The 21,455-nt window shown below is 65.8% G+C and carries 17 protein-coding genes; 4 read left to right on the top strand and 13 right to left on the bottom strand.

Features of this window, described 5'->3' with window-relative positions; all coding sequences use genetic code 11:
- Positions 1-12: 12 nt before the first annotated feature.
- The 4 genes from iolD to AC1DN2_RS17160 all read right to left on the bottom strand — a co-directional run bounded on the left by iolD (position 13) and on the right by AC1DN2_RS17160 (position 4,578).
- Positions 13-1,941 carry a 3D-(3,5/4)-trihydroxycyclohexane-1,2-dione acylhydrolase (decyclizing) gene (iolD, locus tag AC1DN2_RS17175; RefSeq protein WP_476851293.1) on the bottom strand — a complete coding sequence of 643 codons (1,929 nt, stop codon included), beginning with the start codon at positions 1,939-1,941 and terminating at the stop codon, positions 13-15.
- Positions 1,942-1,980: 39 nt separating this feature from the next.
- On the bottom strand, positions 1,981-2,931 hold the full coding sequence (locus tag AC1DN2_RS17170; protein ID WP_223914262.1) for a Cgl0159 family (beta/alpha)8-fold protein: 951 nt from the start codon (positions 2,929-2,931) through the stop codon (positions 1,981-1,983).
- The gene (iolC, locus tag AC1DN2_RS17165) at positions 2,928-3,929 is read right to left on the bottom strand and encodes a 5-dehydro-2-deoxygluconokinase (protein WP_223914263.1); all 1,002 of its coding nucleotides are present in this window, start codon (positions 3,927-3,929) and stop codon (positions 2,928-2,930) included. The genes AC1DN2_RS17170 and iolC overlap by 4 nt, the downstream gene beginning before the upstream one ends.
- A gap of 244 nt (positions 3,930-4,173) precedes the next feature.
- Positions 4,174-4,578, bottom strand: a complete 405-nt coding sequence (locus tag AC1DN2_RS17160; RefSeq protein WP_476851292.1) for a tautomerase family protein — start codon at positions 4,576-4,578, stop codon at positions 4,174-4,176.
- Positions 4,579-4,872: 294 nt separating this feature from the next.
- Here AC1DN2_RS17160 and AC1DN2_RS17155 point away from each other — a divergent pair, with 294 nt between their 5' ends.
- Together AC1DN2_RS17155 and AC1DN2_RS17150 are read left to right on the top strand one after the other, a co-directional pair.
- The gene (locus tag AC1DN2_RS17155; protein WP_476851291.1) at positions 4,873-5,235 is read left to right on the top strand and encodes an ArsR/SmtB family transcription factor; all 363 of its coding nucleotides are present in this window, start codon (positions 4,873-4,875) and stop codon (positions 5,233-5,235) included.
- Positions 5,232-5,714 carry an SRPBCC family protein gene (locus AC1DN2_RS17150; RefSeq protein WP_476851290.1) on the top strand — a complete coding sequence of 161 codons (483 nt, stop codon included), beginning with the start codon at positions 5,232-5,234 and terminating at the stop codon, positions 5,712-5,714. The genes AC1DN2_RS17155 and AC1DN2_RS17150 overlap by 4 nt, the downstream gene beginning before the upstream one ends.
- A gap of 183 nt (positions 5,715-5,897) precedes the next feature.
- On the opposite strand, the gene sucD is transcribed toward AC1DN2_RS17150, so the two are convergent.
- The 6 genes from sucD to AC1DN2_RS17120 all read right to left on the bottom strand — a co-directional run bounded on the left by sucD (position 5,898) and on the right by AC1DN2_RS17120 (position 16,503).
- Complete coding sequence (gene sucD / locus AC1DN2_RS17145) at positions 5,898-6,800, bottom strand: succinate--CoA ligase subunit alpha (protein ID WP_028275595.1); 903 nt, start codon at positions 6,798-6,800, stop codon at positions 5,898-5,900.
- 12 nt (positions 6,801-6,812) lie between these two features.
- Positions 6,813-7,982: an ADP-forming succinate--CoA ligase subunit beta gene (gene sucC / locus AC1DN2_RS17140; RefSeq protein WP_018776032.1), complete on the bottom strand. Its 1,170-nt coding sequence runs from the start codon at positions 7,980-7,982 to the stop codon at positions 6,813-6,815.
- Positions 7,983-8,376: 394 nt separating this feature from the next.
- The gene (pcrA, locus tag AC1DN2_RS17135) at positions 8,377-10,920 is read right to left on the bottom strand and encodes a DNA helicase PcrA (protein WP_476851289.1); all 2,544 of its coding nucleotides are present in this window, start codon (positions 10,918-10,920) and stop codon (positions 8,377-8,379) included.
- A gap of 340 nt (positions 10,921-11,260) precedes the next feature.
- Positions 11,261-13,750: a hypothetical protein gene (locus AC1DN2_RS17130; RefSeq protein ID WP_476851288.1), complete on the bottom strand. Its 2,490-nt coding sequence runs from the start codon at positions 13,748-13,750 to the stop codon at positions 11,261-11,263.
- A 224-nt stretch (positions 13,751-13,974) separates the two neighbouring features.
- The gene (locus AC1DN2_RS17125; RefSeq protein WP_476851287.1) at positions 13,975-15,327 is read right to left on the bottom strand and encodes an SWIM zinc finger family protein; all 1,353 of its coding nucleotides are present in this window, start codon (positions 15,325-15,327) and stop codon (positions 13,975-13,977) included.
- A gap of 318 nt (positions 15,328-15,645) precedes the next feature.
- Entirely contained in the window at positions 15,646-16,503 is an 858-nt protein-coding gene (locus tag AC1DN2_RS17120) for an inositol monophosphatase family protein (protein ID WP_476851286.1), read from the bottom strand.
- A 90-nt stretch (positions 16,504-16,593) separates the two neighbouring features.
- Here AC1DN2_RS17120 and AC1DN2_RS17115 point away from each other — a divergent pair, with 90 nt between their 5' ends.
- The gene (locus AC1DN2_RS17115) at positions 16,594-17,244 is read left to right on the top strand and encodes a hypothetical protein (protein ID WP_476851285.1); all 651 of its coding nucleotides are present in this window, start codon (positions 16,594-16,596) and stop codon (positions 17,242-17,244) included.
- Positions 17,245-17,501: 257 nt separating this feature from the next.
- On the opposite strand, the gene AC1DN2_RS17110 is transcribed toward AC1DN2_RS17115, so the two are convergent.
- Positions 17,502-18,527, bottom strand: a complete 1,026-nt coding sequence (locus AC1DN2_RS17110) for a hypothetical protein (RefSeq protein ID WP_476851284.1) — start codon at positions 18,525-18,527, stop codon at positions 17,502-17,504.
- A gap of 208 nt (positions 18,528-18,735) precedes the next feature.
- On the opposite strand from AC1DN2_RS17110, the gene AC1DN2_RS17105 reads away from it, so the two are divergent.
- Positions 18,736-18,885 (top strand): hypothetical protein, encoded by a 150-nt coding sequence (locus AC1DN2_RS17105; protein ID WP_164468567.1) that lies wholly within the window; start codon positions 18,736-18,738, stop codon positions 18,883-18,885.
- A 150-nt stretch (positions 18,886-19,035) separates the two neighbouring features.
- Here AC1DN2_RS17105 and AC1DN2_RS17100 read toward each other — a convergent pair whose 3' ends face one another.
- Both AC1DN2_RS17100 and AC1DN2_RS17095 read right to left on the bottom strand, forming a co-directional pair.
- A complete protein-coding gene (locus AC1DN2_RS17100) occupies positions 19,036-20,568 on the bottom strand; it encodes a putative bifunctional diguanylate cyclase/phosphodiesterase (RefSeq protein WP_079555342.1) in 1,533 nt (510 codons plus the stop codon).
- Positions 20,558-21,067, bottom strand: a complete 510-nt coding sequence (locus tag AC1DN2_RS17095; RefSeq protein WP_476851283.1) for a DUF7793 family protein — start codon at positions 21,065-21,067, stop codon at positions 20,558-20,560. Before AC1DN2_RS17095 ends, AC1DN2_RS17100 begins: the two co-directional genes overlap by 11 nt.
- Positions 21,068-21,455 lie beyond the last annotated feature (388 nt).

Raw genomic sequence — 21,455 nt, 5'->3', positions numbered from 1 at the left:
TGATGAAGAGGGTCAGCCGAGCAGCTTGCGCTGGCGGGCCTTGTGGTCGGTGTAGGTCTGGAAGGCCTGCTTCGTGGAGTCGAGCTCGGAGACCTGGGAGACCGGAACGTCCCACCATGACTCGGAGCTGGGGGCATCCAGCAGCGGGTCGGATTCAACGTGGATGACGATCGGGCCGCCGCGTTCGGGGGCTGCTTTGGCGTCCCGGATGGCCTGCTCGAGCTCGGCGATGACCTTCTCCCCCGGTTCGATCCGGATCACCTTCACGCCGAGGCTTTCGGCGTTCAGGGCCAGGTCGACCGGGAGCCGGTCGCCGTCGTCGAAGCTGTGGTGTTCCTCATCCAGCGCCCGGTACTGGGTGCCGAAGCGCTGGGAGCCGAGGGACTCGGAAAGCGAACCGATCGAGGCGTAGCCGTGGTTCTGGATCAGGACCACGATCAGCTTGATCCGCTCGGCGACGGCGGTGACGAGTTCGGTGTGCATCATCAGATAGGAGCCGTCCCCCACCATGACGACGACGTCGCGCTGCGTGCCGCCCTTGGCGGCTTCGGCCAGGGTGGCGCGCTTGACCCCAAGGCCGCCCGGGATCTCGTAGCCCATGCAGGAGTAGGCGTATTCGACGTGGTAGCCGAACGGGTCCCGGACGCGCCACATCTTGTGCAGGTCACCGGGGAGTGAGCCGGCGGCGCAGATGACGACGTCCTGGGCGTCCATCGCGCGGTTCGTGGCGCCGATGATCTCGTTCTGCGCCGGCAGCGGCGTGAACCGCGTGTCGAATGCCTCGTCCACGGTGGCGTCCCAGCGCTTCTTCTCGGCCGCGATCCGCTGCTCGAGGTCCGCGCCGATGCGGTAGCCGCCGAGGGCCTGGGTCAGCTTGACCAGGGTCTTGCGGGCGTCGGCCACGATCGGCAGTGAGGTGCCGTGCTTGTAGGCGTCGAGGGCGGCGACGTTGATGTTGAGGAATTTCACGTCCGGGTTCTGGAACGCGGTCCGGGAGGCGGTGGTGAAGTCCTCGTAGCGGGTACCGATCCCAATGATGAGGTCGGCCTCGGCGGCGATGGCGTTGGCCGCCGTCGTGCCGGTGGAGCCGATGGCCCCGAGGGAGAACTTGTGGTCCCAGGGCAGCACGCCGACGCCGGCCTGGGTGTTGCCGACCGGGATGCCGGTCAGCTCGGCGAACTTCGCGAGTTCCTCGTTGGCGTAGGCGTAGAGCACGCCGCCGCCGGCGATGATCAGCGGGCGCTTGGCGGCGCGGATCGCCTCGGCGGCGCGGCGGATGTCCTCGTCGTCGGCGTCCGGGCGGCGGATCCGCCATTCGCGTTCGGCCAGGAATTCCTCGGGCACGTCGAAGGCCTCGGCCTGGACGTCCTGGGGCAGCGAGATGGTGACGGCGCCGGTCTCGGCCGGGTCGGTGAGGACACGGAGTCCGTGGTGGAACGCGGAAAACAGCTGCTCTGGCCGGGAGACGCGGTCAAAGAACTTCGACAGCGGCCGGAATGCGTCATTGACGGTGATGTCGTAGGCGTAGGGCTGTTCGAGCTGTTGCAGCACGGGGTCGGCGGCGCGGGTCGCGAACGTGTCACTCGGCAGCAGCAGGACCGGCAGCCGGTTGGTGGTGGCCAGCGCCGCGCCGGTGAGCAGGTTCGAGGAGCCCGGACCGATCGAGGTGCTGATCGCGAAGGTCTGGCGGCGGCGGGTGTGGCGGGCGAAGCCGACCGCCTGGTGGGACTGGGCCTGTTCGTTGCGGCCCTGGTAGTACGGCATGATCGCCGGATCGAGCTGCTGGTACTGCTTGAGGGCCTGGCCGACGCCGGCGACATTGCCGTGTCCGAAGATGCCGAACGTGCCCGGAATCAGGCGTTCCCGGAAGTCCTGGCCGCCGACCGAATCGACGGTGTACTGCTTGGACAGGTATTCAACGACGGCCTGCGCGACCGTCATTCTGCGTGTTCCTGATGCCGTGCTCATTCCCATGGGAAGCTACTCCGATACTTCTTTGGTGCGGGTGGATTCGGTGTGGTGCAGCAGCGAGGCCGCGGTTGCCACGGCGCCGGCGACGTCGCCGTCCTGCGGGTAGAGCAGGGTCCGGCCGACGGTGAGGCCCTGAACGCCGGGCAATGCGAGGGCAGTCTGCCAGCTGGCGAACACCTCGTCCTGGCCAGCGTCCGGGTCTCCGCCAAGGAGCACGGTGGGCATCGTGGTGGAGGCCATGACGCGTTCCATCTCGGCCACCACGGGGAGCTTCATCCAGGTGTAGGCGCTGCTCGCGCCAAGGCCTTCGGCGATGGCGACTGACTTGATGACGGCATTGGTGGAGAGGTCGTTGCGGACCTTCCCGTTTTCGCGGACGGAGAGGAACGGTTCCACCATGGCGATCAGCCTGCGTTCGGCGAGGGAGTCGATGGCCCTCGCGGTCGCTTCGAGGGTGGCGACAGTGTCCGGGTCGCCGAGGCAGATGCGGGTCAGCATCTTGCCGCCGTCGGCGCCCAGGGCCTCGAGCGCGGCCGCGGTGTGGCCGGTAAAGCGGTCATCGAATTCGTTCACCAGGCCGGACAGTCCGCCACGGTTCATCGAGCCGAAGAGCAGCTTGCCCTCGAGCGCGCCGAGCAGGAGCAGATCGTCCATGATGTCCGGCGAGGCGAGGACACCGTCCACGTCCGGGTTGGCCAGGGCGATCTGCAGGCGGTCCAGGAGCTGGCGGCGGTCGGCCATGGCCACCGGATCGTTTCCGACGGCGAGCGCGCCGCGGGCCGGGTGGTCGGCGGCGACAATGAAGTTCTGCCGGTGGGCCCTGACACCGGGGTGGCGGCGCCGTGCCTTGGCGGCGCGGGCAATCGCTTCCGGGTCTTCGAGCCGGATAATGCTCAGGTGCTCGTAGCGGCGGGGATCATCGTTCACCCCACGGGTGGCGACGGCTGGGTTTGCACTCACAGTGCTGCTCCTTCGGTGGCGTAGGTACCCGGCAGCAGCCGGCCGCGTTCGGCGAGCAGGCCGGTGACTTCGTCCGGCGTCGGCATCGCGTCGGCGCAGGACAGGCGGGAGGCGACGAGGGCGCCGGCGGCGTTGGCGAAATCGAGGACCTGGGCCAGGGGCCAGCCGGAGAGCAGGCCGTGGCAGAAGGCCCCGCCGAAGGAGTCGCCGGCACCGAGGCCGTTGACGGTTTCCACGGGCACCGGGGCGGAGACCACACGCTCGGTGCGGGTCTTGGCCATGACCCCTTCAGGGCCCAGCTTCACGACGGCGATTTCGACGCCGGCCGCGAGCAGCCGGTCCGCCTGTTCGTCCGGGGTGCCCTCCCCGACGGCGACGGCGCATTCCTTGTCGTTGCCGATCGCGACGGTGACGTGCGGCAGGATCCTGGCGACCTGTTCCCGGGCTTCCTCCTCGGAGGCCCAGAACATCGGCCGGTAGTCGAGGTCCAGGATGGTGAACTGGCCTTCCTTGAGCCCGGTGCGGGGCCGTGCCTCGTGGGCCGTGAGCTGGGCGGTGCGGCTGGGCTCCTGGCAGAGTCCGGTGACGGTGGACCAGAAGATCCCGGCGTCCCTGATGGCGTCCAGGTCCAGTTCCTCGGCCTTGATCTGCAGGTCTGGTGCCGTGGGGAAGCGTCCATAGAAGTAGAGCGGGAAGTCCTCCGGCGGCTTGATGGCGCAGAACGTGACGGCGGTGGGCCATTCCTTGACCGCCGTGACGAAGGAGTCGTCCACGTTGAATTTGCGCAGTTCGCGGTGCAGGTACTTGCCGAAGGCGTCGTCGCCGGTGCGGGTGATGACGGCGGTGCGGCGGCCATGGCGGGCAGCGGCGACCGCTACGTTGGATGGGGATCCGCCAAGGTACTTTCCGAAGGACGTGACATCCTCCAGATCCACCCCGATGTCGTTCGGGTAGATATCAACACTGATGCGCCCGATCGTGAGCAGTTCGTGGGTCACGGTGATCGTGGACCTTTCTGGTGTGGACTCGATACCTTTGCGCAGCCTGAGCTTCGGCGTTTCTGCGGTGCTTATTCGGTGCTTTGGGGCCTGGCGTGAGCCGGGCCACAACCACTACTTTGCCTTAGAATCCATGTACTGTCAAAGGTTTGTACTGACATATTTACAACATGACACAGGGACTTCAAATGACGCCCCGCGCGGCGCCGCGGCGGCGGGGCAGGCGCCGGAAATACCCGGGTGTTTACCTGGCGGGAACGCCGAGTTCGCCGGTGACGTACTGGGCCTGCCCGAAACCGAACGACCAGTCCCCCGCGGTGTTCTCGACATATCCGATGAAAACGTCCTCGCCGGCGACCCCCGCGGCGGCCAGCCTGTCCGCAATGGCGGCAAACAAGGACTGCTTGGCGGACTGGCTTCGCCCGGCCTGGGTGAAGATCTGGATCATCACCACGTCCGGCGTCCGCTCGAAGCCGAGCCCGGCATCCTGGGCGACAATTTGCCCCTCGGGATGCTCGGTCAGCACGTGGAAGTAGTCCCGCTCCGGAATGCCAAATTCGGCCACGATCGCATTGTGGATGCCCCGGCTGAGCCCGCGGAGCTGCTCCGCGCCGCGGCCCTGGTTGACGTCAATTCGTACGAGAGGCACTCGCATCTCCTTCGTTAGTTTGTCCTGACATACTAACAAAGTAGTTTGGAGCTGCGCAAGGATTCCGTGACCGCACACAGCAACGCGGGGTCACTTAGCGCCCATCCTCGGGTGCGGTATGGGCGCTAAGTGACCCCGCGTTGGGGTATTGCGCGGACTATCGGCCCGGCATAGCGTTATCAATGTAGAGGTTGATCAATGAATTAGTTGATCACCACGCAGATTGGGTAGAGATCCTGAGGTCTCGGAGACTTTGGGGTGCGGAGATGTCGGGACGCGGAGGTGGGACACCGGATGGATGCACGCGATGACAGCGAGCTCAACGCGGCCTTCCTGGCCCTCGCCGATCCGGTCCGCCGCCGCATCATTGCCCGGCTCAGCCGGGGCCCGGCCACCGTCAATGAACTGGCGGAGCCCTTCGCGATCACCAAGCAGGCGGTCTCGAAACACATCCAGGTCCTCGAGCAGGCGCAACTTGTCACGCGCACCCGTGACGCCCAGCGCCGGCCCGTGCACCTGAACCCTGCACGGCTGGAAGCGCTCACCGCCTGGATCGACCAGTACCGGCTGGTCCGCGAGGGGCAGTTCCGCAGCCTTGACGCCGTGCTTGAAATCCGCGCCGCCCAGAGCGGCACACAGGCAAAGGATGCATCATGAGCAACGCACTGAAATTGACCGTCCCCGAGGGTCTGCCGTTCATCGATTTCGAGCGTGAATTCGATTTTCCGGTGTCCGAGGTGTTCCGGGCGCATAAGGATCCCGAGCTCGTCGCCCAATGGCTTGGCCCGCGGCGGCTGACTATGGCTGTTGACCACTACGACTTCAGGACCGGCGGCAGCTACCGCTACACCCACACCGCGCCGGACGGCAGCGCCTATGCTTTCACCGGTGTCTTCCACACTGTCCGCGAGAATGAATTCGCCATCCAGACCTTCGAATTCGATGGCTACCCGGACGTGGTGAGCATTGAGTCCCTGACCTTCGAGGACCTGGGCGGCGGCCGTTCGCGGCTCCGCGGCCACGCGGTCTACCCCAGCATGGAGGCCCGCGACGGCATGGCGCAGTCCGGAATGGAGGGCGGCATGACCGAAGCCTACGAACAGCTCGAGGAAGTCCTCAGCGGGGCCAAGGTCTAGGACCTCGGGGTCTTAAAGAGTACGACGGCGGCAGGTCACCTCCCGGGGAAGGTGGCCTGCCGCCGTCGTACTTAAAGAAACAACGCGGGGTCACTCCGCGCCCATCCCACCGAGTGGAATGGGCCGTGAGTGACCCCGCGTTGCTGTATTGCAGTGGTGCTTATTTGCCGTGGTGCTTCGGACCTAGAGGGTCGCGAAGACCTCGCGCAGGAGCTTGGCGGTCTCGGACGGCGTCTTGCCGACCTTGACGCCGGCAGCCTCGAGGGCTTCCTTCTTGGCCTGGGCGGTGCCCGCGGAGCCCGAGACGATGGCGCCTGCGTGGCCCATGGTCTTGCCTTCCGGAGCGGTGAAGCCGGCCACGTAGCCAACAACCGGCTTCGTGACGTGGGCCTTGATGTAGTCGGCGGCACGCTCTTCGGCGTCGCCACCGATTTCGCCGATCATGACGATCGCCTTGGTCTCCGGGTCAGCCTCGAAGGCTTCGAGGGCATCGATGTGGGTGGTGCCGATGACCGGGTCGCCGCCGATGCCGATGGCGGTGGAGAAGCCGAGGTCGCGCAGCTCGTACATCATCTGGTAAGTCAGGGTGCCCGACTTGGAGACGAGGCCGATGGGGCCCTTGCCCGTGATGTTGGCCGGGGTGATGCCGACGAGGGCCTCACCCGGGGTGATGATGCCGGGGCAGTTCGGTCCGATGATGCGGGTGACCTGCTTGCCGTTAGCGTCCACCTTGGACTGGGCCAGTGCCCAGAACTCGGCGGAGTCCTGGACCGGCACGCCTTCGGTGATGACGACGACGAGGCCGATGCCGGCCTCGATGGCTTCAACGACGGCGTCCTTGGTGAAGGCCGGCGGCACGAAGACGATGGAAACGTCAGCGCCGGTCTCGGCCATGGCTTCCTTGACGGTGCCGAAGACGGTGATCTCGGCGTCGCCGTGCAGGACCGTGGTGCCGGCCTTGCGGGCGTTGACGCCGCCCACAACGTTGGTGCCGGCCTTGAGCATCAGGGCGGTGTGCTTGGTGCCTTCGCCGCCGGTGATGCCCTGGACGATGACCTTGGAGTCCTTGTTCAAATAAATAGACATAGTCGAGTCCCTCTACTTCGCTGCGTTGGCGAGCTCGGCAGCCTTGTCGGCGCCCTCGTCCATGGTGGCGGCCAGGGTAACCAGCGGGTGGTTGGCCTCGGCCAGGATGCGGCGGCCTTCCTCAACGTTGTTGCCGTCGAGGCGGACTACCAGCGGCTTGTTCGCGGAGTGGCCCAGCTCGGCCAGTGCACCGACGATGCCCTTGGCGACGGCGTCACAGGCGGTGATGCCGCCGAAGACGTTGACGAAGACGGACTTGACCTGCGGGTCGCCCAGGATGACGTCGAGGCCTGCTGCCATGACCTCGGCGGAAGCTCCACCGCCGATGTCCAGGAAGTTCGCGGGCTTGACGTTGCCGTGGTTCTCGCCGGCGTAAGCAACGACGTCGAGGGTGGACATGACCAGGCCGGCACCGTTACCGATGATGCCGACTTCGCCGTCCAGCTTGACGTAGTTGAGGTCCTGCGCCTTGGCCTTGGCCTCGAGCGGGTCAGCAGCGTCCTTGTCTTCAAGGTGGGCGTGCTTGGGGTGGCGGAAGTCGGCGTTCTCGTCGAGGGAGACCTTGCCGTCAAGGGCAACGATGTCGCCGGCGCCGGTCAGGACCAGCGGGTTGACCTCCACAAGAGTGGCGTCTTCCTTCTTGAAAACGTCCCAGAGCTTCAGGATTACGCTGGCGACCTTGCCACGCAGTTCCTCGGCGAAGCCTGCCGCGGCGACGATTTCGTCGGCCTTGGCCTGGTCGATGCCCACGGCCGGGTCAATCGAGATCTTGGCCAGGGCCTCGGGGCGCTCAACGGCGAGCTGCTCGATTTCCATGCCGCCTTCAACCGAGCACATGGCCAGGTAGTTGCGGTTGGCCCGGTCCAGAAGGACGGAGAAGTAGTATTCCTCGGCGATGTCTGCACCCTGGGCGATCATCACCCGGTGCACGGTGTGGCCCTTGATGTCCATCCCGAGGATGTTGGTGGAGTGTTCAAACGCTTCGTCAGCGGTCTTCGCGACCTTGACGCCGCCGGCCTTGCCGCGGCCTCCGGCCTTGACCTGCGCCTTTACGACAGTTACGCCGCCGATTTTCTCGGCAGCTGCCTTTGCTTCTTCAGGGGTGTGCGCCACGATGCCAGCAAGCACGGGTACACCGTGCGCCTCGAACATATCGCGCGCCTGATATTCAAACAGGTCCACGGTTTAGTGTCCTTCTACGTCGAAGTAGTTTCTGTACAGCCGGACCCCACGTACTCGCGGTTACCGGGCTGCGGAATAAACGCACCCTGCGACAAGCTTGGAAACGAGCCACACGGCGCAATGCTCCTTTGGGAACTCTAGTCCTTCGATCGGACCAGCCCGCTCCAGAGTACCGGTTATGTGAGTAAGGACACTATTCTATGGAGCGTAGAAAAACCGCTAGATTACGGGGTTTTTGGGGTGTCCGACGGCGCCCCGAAGGCCGGCGAGGCCCTGCCAGACCCGCGTTCGTAATGTACGGCGAACGCCCGTGCACCCGGCTGCACGGGGTGCCGGCGGACCGGTCTCCGGACTCCCGCCGGGTCTTCAGCCAAACGTCCAGCTACGCGGTCAGTTAGGCGTCCAGCTTGGTCAGCGGCGCGTAGCGCAGCAGCAGCCGCTTCTCGCCGACGTCGAACTTGACCTTGGCGACCGTCTTGTCCCCGGCGCCCTCCACCGCCAGGACGGTGCCGTTGCCGAAGCTGGTGTGGTTGACCTTGTCCCCCACGCTGACGGCGACGACTTCCTTCTGCGGCTGGACCCTGTTCTTGGCCACCGCGGCGGGAACGTCGGCGTTGAAGCCGGCGGACGGGCTGGCCGCGGCGCCGCGGGCTGTCCCGGCACCCCAGAACGATCCGCCGTAGCGGCTGGACCCGATCCCGGCACCGCTCCCCCAGCCACCGCTCTGGCGGCTGGCGCCTTCGCGCTTCCATTCGACGAGCTCGGCCGGGATCTCCTCGATGAACTGGCTCGCGGGGTTGTACTGGCTCTGGCCCCACATGCTGCGGACCTCGGACCTGGTCAGGTAGAGACGCTTGCGGGCACGGGTCAGCCCCACGTAGGCCAGCCGGCGTTCCTCGGCCAGTTCCTTGGGATCGGTGGCGGAGCGCTGGTGCGGGAACAGCCCGTGCTCCATGCCGGTAAGGAACACCACCGGGAACTCCAGGCCCTTCGCGGTGTGCAGCGTCATCAGGGTCACGACGCCGAGCCGCTTGGCTTCGGCGACGGCGGCCGCCAGGTTTTCGGCGTCACCGCCGGGGGCGTCCGGGATCTGGTCGGCGTCGGCCACGAGGGAGACCTGCTCCAGGAAGGCTCCGAGCGAGCCTTCGGGATTGTCCCTTTCGTATTCCCGGACGACGGCGACCAGTTCGGCGAGGTTCTCCACCCTGGACTCGTCCTGCGGATCAGTGCTGGAACGCAGCCCGGCAAGGTAGCCGGTTTGTTCGAGCACGGCTTCGAGGGCCGCGGCCGCGCCGGAGCCGGAAGCGACCTCGGCGAGGTCGTCGAGGAGTTTCACGAAGCCCAGCACGGCGTTGACCGAACGCGTCGCCATGCCCGGGGCTTCATCGGCGCGCCGCGCGGCGGCCATGAAGGAGGTGCGCTCACGCTCCGCCAGGGCGGCGACGGCACCCTCGGCTCGGTCACCGATCCCGCGCTTGGGTTCGTTGAGGATGCGGCGGAGGTTGACGTCGTCGTCCGGGTTGACCAGGACGCGCAGGTAGGCGAGGGCGTCCTTGATCTCCTTGCGCTCGTAGAAGCGGGTGCCGCCGACCACCTTGTAGGGCAGGCCCACGCGGACCAGGACGTCCTCGATCGAGCGGGACTGGGCGTTGGTGCGGTAGAAAATGGCCACGTCGCCGGGGCGCAGGTTGCCCTCGTCCTGGAGCCGGTCAATTTCCTTGGCGATGAACTGGGCCTCGTCGTGTTCGTTCTCGCCGACGTAGCCGACGATCTTCTCACCGTCGCCCTCGGCCGTCCAGAGCCGTTTCTCCGGCCGGTTGGGGTTGCGGGAGATCACCGAGTTGGCGGCGCTGAGGATGGTCTGGGTGGAGCGGTAGTTCTGCTCGAGCTTGATGGTGCGGGCGTCCGGGTAGTCCTTCTCGAACTCCACGATGTTGCGGATGTCCGCGCCGCGGAAGGCGTAGATGGACTGGTCTGAATCGCCGACGACGGTGAGCTCGGCGGCGTCGGGGCCCTCGCCGACGATCTCGCGCACCAGGGCGTACTGGGCGTGGTTGGTGTCCTGGTATTCGTCCACGAGGACGTGCCGGAAGCGGCGCCGGTAGGAGTCGGCGAGCGCCGGGAAGGCCCGGAACATGTAGACGGTCTCGGCGATGAGGTCATCGAAGTCCATGGCGTTGGCCTGGCGCAGGCGCTGGGTGTAGCCCTTGAAGACCTCGGCGACGGCCTGCTCGAAGGGATCGTTGTAGTTTGCGCTGGAAGAGTAGCTGTCGGCGTCGATCAGCTCGTTCTTGAGCGCGGAGATCTTGTGCTGGATGGCCTTGGGCGCGAAGCGCTTGGGGTCAAGGTCCAGGTTCTTGGCGACCAGGGTGATCAGGCGCAGCGAGTCGGCGGAGTCGTAGATCGAGAAGTTGGAGTTGAGCCCGACGTTCTTGGCCTCGCGGCGCAGGATCCGGACGCAGGAGGAGTGGAAGGTGGAGATCCACATGGTCTTGGCCCGGCCGCCGACCAGCGCCTCGATCCGTTCCCGCATTTCGGCCGCGGCCTTGTTGGTGAAGGTGATGGCCAGGATCTCGCCGTGGTGCGCCCGCCTCGTGGCGATCAGGTAGGCGATCCGGTTGCTGAGCACGCGGGTCTTGCCCGACCCGGCGCCGGCGACAATCAGCAGGGCACTGCCGGCGTGCTTGACCGCTTCTTCCTGCTGGGGGTTCAGCCCCTCGAGGAGTTCGCCGGCGTTCGGAAGCTGCGGGCGGTCCCAGCCGCTGTCAGGGCCGTCGCCGTGTGCGCTGCCGCCGTGCGGGCTTCCGCCGTGCGGGGCGGAATCCGGTCCGGAATCCAGGCCCGCCAGGCCGGACCCGGAGCGCGATTTAGTGCCTGCCGCCGCCTTGGAGGCAGCTTGGAAGGGTCCGTCGGCGTAAGGGTCAAACAACATATCCATGGTGTATCTAAGTCTAGGCGGTGGCGCTGACAGCCGTGTCCGCCCGTCGGGACATGCCCTCCCCTGCCCGCGCCCAGTGGACATAATCCCCTTATGCCCAGTCCTGGCCGCGAAGAATGAGCATGTCCCACGGACACATCACGTCCCGGCTGCGAGGAATGAGCATGTCCCACGGAGACTGCATTCGGGAATGAGCATGCCCTCCGGCGCCCGCGCCAACGCCCGACGCCGGCCAGGTGGCCTTGGCGTCGGACCCCAACGTTGCCGGCTGGGTGCTTTTGGTGCTGCTACTCGCCGGCGGCGCCGCCGTGTTCCTCGGGAAGAAGCCCTGCAGGGAGGCCTAAAGCACGAGCCCCATCCGCGACGCGAGCCGCTTCGCTTCCAACCCCGTCTTCATGGCAGTTTTGGCGCCTGCCAGGCTCAGGACGGCCGATGTGAAGTCCGCGGTGGCTGCGGTTGTCCGGTGCTCGGCAGGAATGGATTCCCAGAACTCCGTGCAGGTTGCGAGCAGTTCAGGGGTCCCGGCGGGAAGCCTCTGCTGTTCAGAGGACACCCCCACCAAGGAGGTGAGCACCGGCAAGACAAAGTCCAAATGGCCCTCATAGGCCACCAGCGCCAGGGTCCGCACGAGTCGGCCCAGCGATTGGTCACCTGCCTCGACGCGTTTCCGTGCAGCAATGGCCATGTGTTCGGCTGAGAGTTGGCGCCTCGCGGCCAGTTCCAGCACCGTTTCAACGGCGCGACCCCGGTCGTCCTGACGGGGGCTGGCGAGCATGGCAACGAACCAATCGTGAGTCAATTGCCCCAGTTCGCCGGCTGTCGCCCCTGCAGGGCCACCTGCCGCCAGGGCGACCAGATCGCCATATACTATCCGCCGGGCCGCCCAGATGGCGCCTAGATCCGGCCAGAAAGGCACAACCGCCGAAGCCCCACAGGCAAGCCAAGTACCCAGGTATCCACGTCCGCTGCCATTCCACAACTCCGACGACAGCAACTCCGGGGGAATCGACGGAAACCGTTCCAAAGGAACTGGCAAGGTGAGCGGAGCGTCCACCGACGGAGGCCTGAATCCTCCTCCCCTGACCCATTCGCGGAGAATTCGCCCGGCAAGCCGCTCCGGGTCGGGTGGGCCGTCAAGCGGCCGAACGCGCAGTTCAGGGACATCGGCACCCATCTGGGCATCCAACGGCCCCAGCCGCAAGAGTGCTTGGAACAGGTCGGCTTCTCCGTACGCCCAGCCTTCCCGCTCAAATAGCCGCAGCAGTGCCACCAACTTGCCCAGTGCCACACGGAAGTTGTCGTAGCTCGGTGTGGCCAGCGAATAGGGTACGGTTCCTGCCTGGACTACCAGCTCGCTTTGACGAAATGTGTGAACAGCGGCCAAAGGACTCGACGCGCAAAAAGGGTCGTTCCGGTCGACGGGACGGGACAGTGAAGCCCGGAAGACCCGGGTAAGATTCCGGTGAGCGGCTAGGTTGTGCTCCCCTGATGCCCACATGGCCAGGACAACTTCCGGACTCGGCGCCGCCCAGCGCCGCCCGCTCGTCGGCGGCTCCTCGCTTTCGGGGAATTGCGCGACGTTTCGAGCATATCTTCGCCGATACCTGTCCCGTACAAACTGAGGAACCTCGTAGACGGTCCGCAGGAAACGGTCGACGTATTGCTCTTCGCCGATGGAATGCTCGTCCTGTCGGCCCCACCAAGGTAGCGGCCTCTTGGAATCGACCTCCAGAGCCACGTACGGTGGAATCTGTGGAGGCTCCCGGACCCCCGTGCCCCAGAGCGAGGTGGCGGACAGCGGCTCTTCCCGAGTTGAGGCCAGCGGTTTTCCCGCCATCTCCTTGGCCGTGGTCCTCACCAACAGGTCCGAAGATCCCGCCGCCGCCTCCCAACATGCGGCGAGTACGCCGCCGTCGTACGACTGCGAAGCCTGAACAACCTTGAGGTGCCGGACCAAGAGCTCCTGCGGCTTCTTCTCTGTTCTGCCGAACACGGCGACGCTCAGGCTCTCGAGGGCGCCGCCGTCCAGCGGTGCCTGCAGCAGGAGCCCAAAAGCCCGGACGGACAGGAATCCGGCTGCCGTGGCGACGGTGGACAGCAGGAGCGGAATGCTGGCCGCCACCTCCCCCGGACTGGGCTGACACGATTTCAGGACCGCGGCCAGTACTCTCTGGGTCGGGAGTCCGTCGTCCCGTGCGAGTGCTGTGCGGACCTTGCCGAAGACCTGGTCGCTGCTAAGGGTCCCCCTTTCGACGTAGCCACGGAGGGCGGCTCCGACGGTCCACCTTTCCTGCGTTTGCTTCCTGGCCAGGGGCCCCAGCGCGTCCGGTACCTCAAAGCAACGCAAGAGTGTTTTCGCTGCGGTCACGTCCTGGTCCAACAACTCCAGCAACGATTTCTGCGTCTTGGGAAAGACCACAGCGCTTCCGGCGGGACCGATACGGAACTCCACTCCAGACCACCCGGGGTACGCGAAGTCCGCCGAAATCTCATCGTTCCAAACCTCGTGGATCCGGCCGGCCGCGAGCTCCCGGTAGTAAAACGCCCAGAGCCGCGGATAGGCCTCCAAATCGGCAGTGGAAACTCCAAAATGGAGAATCAGCGGCAGACAATAACGGATGACCGTACTGGCCCTCTGTTGTCCCGCTTTTGCGTTCCGGCTGATCGCCGCGGCCACAAAGCGCCGGCACCAGTCGTTGCCTTTTGCCACTAGGACATCCAACAGCATGAGGATCTGGGCATTGCGGTTCCACGCCATCTCCCGCCAGGGCAGGAACTTGGCGGCGTCGGCAGGTGCACTGACGGCGACGACGACGATCTCCCTCACCATTGAGCGGGAGTCCGAGTCGACAGGACTGATGCTCTCATGAAGCCGCCAGTCCAGGTCCTGGGTCAGCAGGGTCCGCCCGCCTTTGGCGAACCACGTCTTCGCCTCGGCGAGCTCTTCAGGCGGGGGCGCTGTGATGTATTCGAGAAGGGCAATCCGGTTTTCTGCTGTGGCGAGCCGGCGTACTTCCTGCACGAGCCGCGGGTCGGCGCGGACCTCCGGCGCCGTCATCCGTTTTCCAGTCCGTGGCCTGGTGCCGTTTCGAGCCGCACGAGCTGAACGGCGAGTGCATGCTTGCAGGGACCTCTGGAGCCGCGAAAGTCATACCACCAAGCACAGGTGCACTGGTAGCTTCCATCCCTGACCGTGACCCGGTACACATATGTTCCGTCCCCGGCCAGGACATCCCAGCGGTCCTCCAACCGGGATACGCCGCCCCGGGCCACAATGCCGCGCGCCGCTTGCAACCGCGGGTGGTCCTTGACAGTGCGGTCCTGGTCCAGCGGCAATTCCCGGTGGAAGTAGGCGTTTTCCAGCAAGTCGTAACCCACCTTCCCGGACGCACCCAACCAGGCCAGCCCGTGGCTGACGCGCTCTGTCGCGAGCCCGGTCCTTGCGCGGAGCGCCTCAGTCGAAATGACCGCCTGCCATTCAAGGAAGTCCAGGACCGTCGTCCCTGCTTCCTTCACGCCAGGGGCTGCGAGCGCGGCAAGGATCCCGCCTTCTCCCGAAAAACCCCGGCCGGCCGACGGCGAGAGCAGCAGTGTGAAGTCGGCACCGGGGAGCCTGAACACCCAGCCGCTGGCCCCGTTGTCGTGGCGGAAGATGTCCAGGCGAGTGGCGAATCGGGCGACCCGCTTGGCGGCGGCGAGTCGTCCGGTACCTGCCAGCGCGACCGTTGACGGCTTTGCCGTAGCCACTTCGCGCAATCCGTGGGCTAATGGCTGCAGGAAGACCGTGCGCCCGGGCCGAGCTGCCGGTAAGGCGGCCAAGAACTGACTAATGGCGGAACCCGAAACGGTGGCCAGATGCGTCATGCCTGCAGCGATGGCGGGTGTCTCGGCGAAGCCACGGACCCACCGGTCAAGCAGCTCCACCTTCCGTTCCACATGGCTCTCTTCGGGAGTGGAGACCACCAGCCGGTCCCGGCCGACGTCCAAGTGGAGCAGTTCGTTGCGGTGCACGTTGGCGAGCGCAGACCGCAGCGGGCTGTTGATGTCGACGTTGGTGGTTCCGAAGCCGATCTCGCCGCCGTCCAGGCCGCTGCCCAGCAAGTCCAGCCGCGCCTGAACCCCATTGCATGCGGAAAACGACTCACAGCGCAGGCGGTCTCCTCCTGCTGTTATGACCGGGTCGATGACATCGCTGAGCCGGAGCGCGGCGTCGTAGTACCTCGACGCCGCCACGTCGGCAACGGCGAGTACCGCGCTGGACACCACGTCCGGCCTCGCGGCAAACCCGTGGAAGAAACTGGGGTTTTCCACCAGTCCTTGGGGGGTGGCGCCCAGACCTGACTCCAGGAGGAGCCGCTTAGCGCCGTGGGCTTCATCGAGTACGGATTCCGCGAGGTAGCCGCTCATGCCAGCCCGCCGCAGCAGGCGGGCCCGCACCCGATCAGTCCCCGCAAGGACAGCACGTCAGGCCCGTCTGGAATTTGTTTTCGCTCCCCCATGTCCGGAAGTATAGGCCGCGCCGCTGGCCCGGCAACAGACCCGGAACGGCGGAGGGGACCCCCTCCGCGCGGGACACGCCCAAACTGTCCGCGGCCGATGGACACGCGGCCAGTGGACATGAGGCCACTGTGTCCGATGCTCACCGCGAAAAATGAGCATGCTCCGCGGAGACTTCACGGTGGAATGAGCATGCCCTCGGGCGAGGTCCCGTTCGCTTGCGGAAGCCTAGCCGACGGAGCCGGAACTGAGCGCGGCACGCAACTGCCGAACCGCCGTCGTGCCTCCCGCGATGAACCAGTCGAGTCCGTTGACCCGCACGACGTCGGTCGCGCCGCCGGCCGCCTCGACGATTGCCTTCCCGGGCAGCCAGTCCCACTCAGGGCAGCTGTGCTGGAACCAGCAGCCGAGCTCCCCGTCCGCGACCCGGCCGAGGTCGCAGGAGCCGGACCCGAACATGCGAAGGGCGGCCGCCGAGGTTGCTGCCGCGTGCCAGGGCATGGCACACATCGGATCGGCAAGCCACGTCGGGTGGATGTACGTTGCCGCGCCGAGTTCAGAGACCGGCGTGTCGGCGCGTCCGGTGCCACCGGACGCGCCGGGCAGGAAGGTGGCCAGTTTTTCGCCGTTGAGCGTCGCCGCCCGGGACGTTCCGCCCAGCCAGAGTTTGTCCTCCTCCGGCTGGAAGATGGCGCCGAGCCCTGCACCGGAGGAATCCTTCAGGGCAATGGCCGAGCACCAGTACGTGGATCCATGCAGGAAGTTGAAGGTCCCGTCGACGGGGTCAATGACCCAGGTCCGGCCGCTGCTGCCCGCCACGGAGGCGCCCTCTTCGCCCCGGACGGCGTCATCGGGCCGGCAGCGCCGAAGCTGTTCCAGCACGTAGGACTCGGCGGCGTGGTCGGCGGCCGTGACCACGTCCGAGACCGAGGTCTTCTGTCTGCCCTCAAGACCCGCCTGCCGCATCAACAGCGCCAGCGTGCCGGCCTCGCGGACCAGGGCCTCGGCCAGTTGGTAGTCATCCAGTGAGGGGTCGAGATCTGCGGTGCTGTGCCGGCCGAGCCGGTGTTTTCCTAGTTCGGTCACGCGTTCCAGACTATCGGCGCCCGCTGGCAGTGAACAGCCGGCGCGGACTGCCGTTCCGATTGGCCGTGCGGGACGGGCGATAATGGAGCCATGGCCAAGACACCCGCGCAGCGGATCAAGAAGCACGGCGCCAACGCGGCGGTCCCCAAGCACCATCTCCCTCCGGTGATCAATCCGACCACCAGCCGGACACCGCAGAAGGCGCAGAGCAACAGCAATCTGATTGTCATCGCCGGGGTCGTGGCCAGCCTGTTCCTGTTCTGGTATCTGCACCTGCTCACCCTCAACCAGCTCACGCAGTTGTCGGGCGGCCAGGCAATGCCCGACTCGTTGGTGGGCGGCTTTGACCTGGGCTTCGTGGAGCATTTGCGCGCGGCCATGGACGCCGATGCCCGGGGCCAGCTGAACTATGTCCACAAGACGGCCGGGATGCTCTTCCCGCTGATCTTTGGCTTCACCTGGCTGCTGCTGATCGGAACCAACGTGGCCCGGAAATCCCTGCGCTGGGCGCTGTGGTCGCTGCCGCTGCTTTTTGCTGCGGTCCGGCTGTGGGGCAACACGGTGATCGATGAAATGATGTCCGCCGACACTCTCGACGGCGGTCAGGTCGCCCTGGCCTCCGGGCTCACCGTGGCCGGCTGGGTCCTTCTGGCGCTGAGCGTCGTGGCCGGCGTCGCCGCCGTGTTAGTCGGACGCAAGGCTGCCGCGGCTTCCCCCACCCCGGGACATGTCCAGTCCTGATTCGCGCGGCAGGGCTAGTTCTCTATTCCCGGCTTAGGACACGGGACATGTCCATTCCTGGTCACGGCGGCAGGGCTGTTTCCCGATCCGCGGCATAGGACACCGGACATGTCCATTCCTGGGCGCGGCGGCTGGAGCCGTCCCTCGCACCCGGCCCCGAGCACGGGACATGTCCAGCGTTCGGCCCGGCCGGTGGGCATCTTGCCATTATCTCCATCCCTCAAGTCCAGCGGAGGGCATGTCCACTCAGAGCTGGCTCAGGGCGTGGCCGTGAGGAACTCCCGGGCCTGTTCGGCACGTTGCGGGGCGCCAGCCTTCTCAAAGTGGTCTGCTGCTTCCAGCAGGTGCGTCTGCGCCTCGGAAGCGTTCCCCACGGCAGCATGGGACCGGCCCAGCAACAGAGAGGCCTCGCCCAGAATCTGCGGTGACGTCTTTTCCGCGACGGTGCTGATCTCGGTCAGGATGGCGATGGCCGCCTGCGGGTCACCCGCCAGGAAATTCCAGTGACCGCGGTTCAGTTTCAGCAAAATGTGGTCCTCATCGGATCCGCCAATGACGTCCGTGGCCAGTTCAGCGCGTTCGATGCAGCGGAGTGTGTCCGCATCGGCGACCTCGGCGGCCAGGCGCATTGCCGCGGATGCCTTGTTGAATTTGGCCCAAATATCAAGATTTCGAGCCGGCGAAAAAGTTTCCGCCGCGAGCTCGTGATATTCAAGCCCCTCTGCCACTTTATTGCAGAGAAACGCAACATTGCCGATAACCCAGTAGGCCTTGCCGACGAGCTGGTCGTCGACCTCGTTGGATATGTCGTCGGCCAGCATCAGGCTCTCGCTCCAGGCCTCCTCCAACCTGCCGCTTTCGGCGAGAGCAGCGATGAGGGCCTGCCGGGCTTTGACGTTATTTTCCACGTCACCCGCCCCCGAAGATAAACGCGCGGCCATCCGCGCTGCGTCGGCCGCCTGCCCCAACATCCCGGCGCCTTGCCTGGCTTTTGCGAGCAGGATATTTGCCTTGCCGCGGGCATCTTCAGCCGGAGCTCCGAAGGCGCCATCCACCAGTTCGGCGGCAAGCGCGGCGCAGGCCTCAAAATCGCCGGCGTCAAGCAGATTCTCCGCCTGAAAGAGCCGCATGCCCCAGGCAGCCGTCAGGTCACCGTCGTTCGTCGCGATTTCCGAGGCCACCTGGGCGCTGCTGGCCGCACGGCCGAAGTCGTGGCTGCTTCGATGTTCCCGAGCCTGCAACTCTGCAGCGGCGTAGGACGGTGAAACTGAGTTTCGTTGCATGCCTCAATTATCCGTTGCCGCGAGAGCGGAATCGAACCAGCCACGCAAGAAGGACCTGCGCAGGGTTCACGCAAGATTCACACACGAGTGTGAATATCACATCCGGCGACAATTCTTTATAAATTGTTACCTTGTGGCGTGTCGATCTACCCTATACTAAACCTGCATCACATGAGTCACATCAGCCTCTTACGTATCAGGAGTCCAAATGAAGAAAATCCTTGCAACGCTCCTCGTCGCCGGCGCGCTGGCCGGCGCCGGCCTGTCCGCCTCAGCAGCAGTGTCTGCCTCCAGCGGTTCGAGCCAGGGCTCCGTTGTAGCGGTCGGCTGGTGGCCGAACTCCACTCCGAAGAACTAATCGGAAACGGAACGGCTGCGGCGGGCATCGGACATCGAGTCCGGGCCCGCCGCTTTTCATTTAAGGGACACCATCTAGACCGCATCACGGCGACATGGAGACGAAAGCACAGCACCAACCAGCCCCGCCCCAACAACCATCAACGCGGAGCTACAAGAGCTTTCCACCCCCCGCAAACAACGCCACGATCTCGCCCGCCGGCGCGGGCCGGCCAAAGTAGTAGCCCTGCCCGCTGCCGCAGCCCATCTCGCGCAGGACTTCCGCCTGTTCCGCCGTCTCGATCCCCTCGGCCAGCGCCTTCAGCCCGCAGGCGTGGATGAGGTGCAGCACCGCGGCTACGAAGTCCCGCTGTTGCTCGTCGTCGCCGAGGCCGCTGATCAGGCTTCGGTCGATCTTGACCACGTTCACCGGCAGCTTGCGCAGGTAGCTGATGGAGGAATAGCCGGTCCCGAAGTCATCGATCTCGAGTTGCACGCCGAGCCGGCGAAGGCCGTTGAGCGAATACTGGTCGACGTCGCCGCCGTTGACCGCCATGGACTCGGTCAGTTCCACGATCAGGTTTGATGCATCCACGCCGGTCTCCCTGAGGATGTCCCGCACATGTTCGATCAGCTCGAGGTTTTGGAGTTCGGTGGTGGAAATGTTGACCCGGACGTTAAAGGTGCTGTCCACCTGCAAGTCCTGCTGCCATTTGCGCAATTGGCGCACTGCATTGCGCAGCACCCAGTGGCCCAGGTCCACGATCATGCCGGTTTCCTCGGCCAGGGGAATGAACTGGTCCGGCATGAGCAGACCGCGCTCCGGGTGGTTCCACCGGACCAGCGCCTCCACACCCTCGATCCTGCCGGTCGCGAGGTCCACCACCGGCTGGTAGTGCAGGGTCAGCTGGTCCTGCCGGATGGCTTCGCGCATTTCCGTAATCATGACGCTCTGCAGCCGGCGTGCGTACAGCAGGGCCGGCTCGAAGACTTTGATGCTGCTGTGCTGCTGCGCCTTGGCCGCGTACATGGCTGTGTCGGCCTCCATGACCAGGTCATCGACGGACTGGCCTGGTTCCGCGATCCGCAGGCCGATGCTCGTTCCGCAGGTGACTTTCAGGTCCCCGACGTCGAGGCTCTCACTGAGTGCCTTGAGGATCCTATTCGCTACCCTGCGTGCCCGGACCAGATTGGACTTCGGCAGCATGACGGCGAATTCGTCGCCGCCAAGGCGCGCCACGGTGTCAGTCTCGCGGACGGCGTCCTGGAGCCGGCGTGCGATGGCCCGCAGGACGTCGTCGCCGGCGCTGTGCCCCAGGGTGTCGTTAATGCCCTTGAAGGAATCAAGATCCAGAATCAGGAGGGCCGGCGGCATTTCGCCGCGTGAGGACTCCGCCAGGGCATGGCTCAGGACCGAGTTCAGTGCCGTCCGGTTGGCGAGTTGGGTCAGTGGGTCGGTCAGCGCCATGCGTTCGAGCTCCACCTGCGCCTCGCGCAGCATGGCCGTGCGGCTTTCGACCCGCTCTTCCAGCTCCTGGTAGATGGTCTGCAGGTCATCGGCCATCAGGTTGATGCCGGCGATGACGGCGGCGACGTCGTCGCGGGCTCCCGAATGCGGGATCCGGGTGCTCAGATCGCCGCCGGCGATCCGCACGATGCCTTCCACGAGGGCGTGCAGCCTGGGGTCCGGTGCTTCATTCTTCACGGGTGTACTGCCTTAGCCACTCAACGGCCGCGGATTCGGAGGTGAAGAACTGGGCCGGGATCGTCTCGCTGCGGGACCGCAGGAGGTAGTGGGCAATGACCCTGTCCACCGGGCTCTCGCCCACCAGGGCGAACGCTGTCGCCGCTATGGAACCGCTGTAGACCCGGCGGGCCTCCATGCTGACACCGACGACGCCGGTGATCACCAGGAGCACCGGCATCCGCCGTCCCGCGGCGAGCGTGCGGACGATGTCCCCGGCGATGCGCGCCTCCGGACCCTCGATCTCCTGGTTGGCGGGCAACAGGACCTCGATGATTCCGCCGTCGATCATCCGCACCCCGATGCTCCGGGCGGCACCGCCGTCGGCGAGCGCACCGTCGGCCGCCCGGGCCGCGGTGACCGCCGACGCCCCCAGAACGACGCCGGCCGCGGCCGCTGCCGTGTCCGGCAGGCCCTCCGGCAGCCGCCCCTCGGGCCCGGCCAGGGCCTCGAGCGTCATCGGACCGCAATTCGACGGCGGCGGTCCGCGGAGCCCCGGAGGTCACGGTTCAGCCGTCGGTCGCCGTGATAGAGAATCGTTTCCCAGTCGACTTCCTCGGCTGTCTTGGCAATCACGGGACTCTCCTTCACTTTCTTGGGCCTGGGACTGACATACAGCCAGTTAACCACCCCGAGGAAGACATCCACCGCGGAGTTGATGGCGCTGTTGGGGCTGAAATGGTCGCGGAGACCGCGTAGGGCTCCTTGGCGGACCACATACATTAGGGTCGAAAGCGTCAGGAATATTACGACGACTAGATAGGAAATCGCCCCAACCCGACGCCCGCGAACTGCGTTCGGGTGGTCGGCGTGCGCTCTCAGAACGGTGGAAATAACGTGGCTGGTCG

It is taken from the genome of Arthrobacter sp. 01L42 (genome assembly GCF_056400005.1).
The sequence above is the reverse complement of the archived record's forward strand: the minus strand, read 5'-3'. Positions and strand labels throughout refer to the sequence as shown.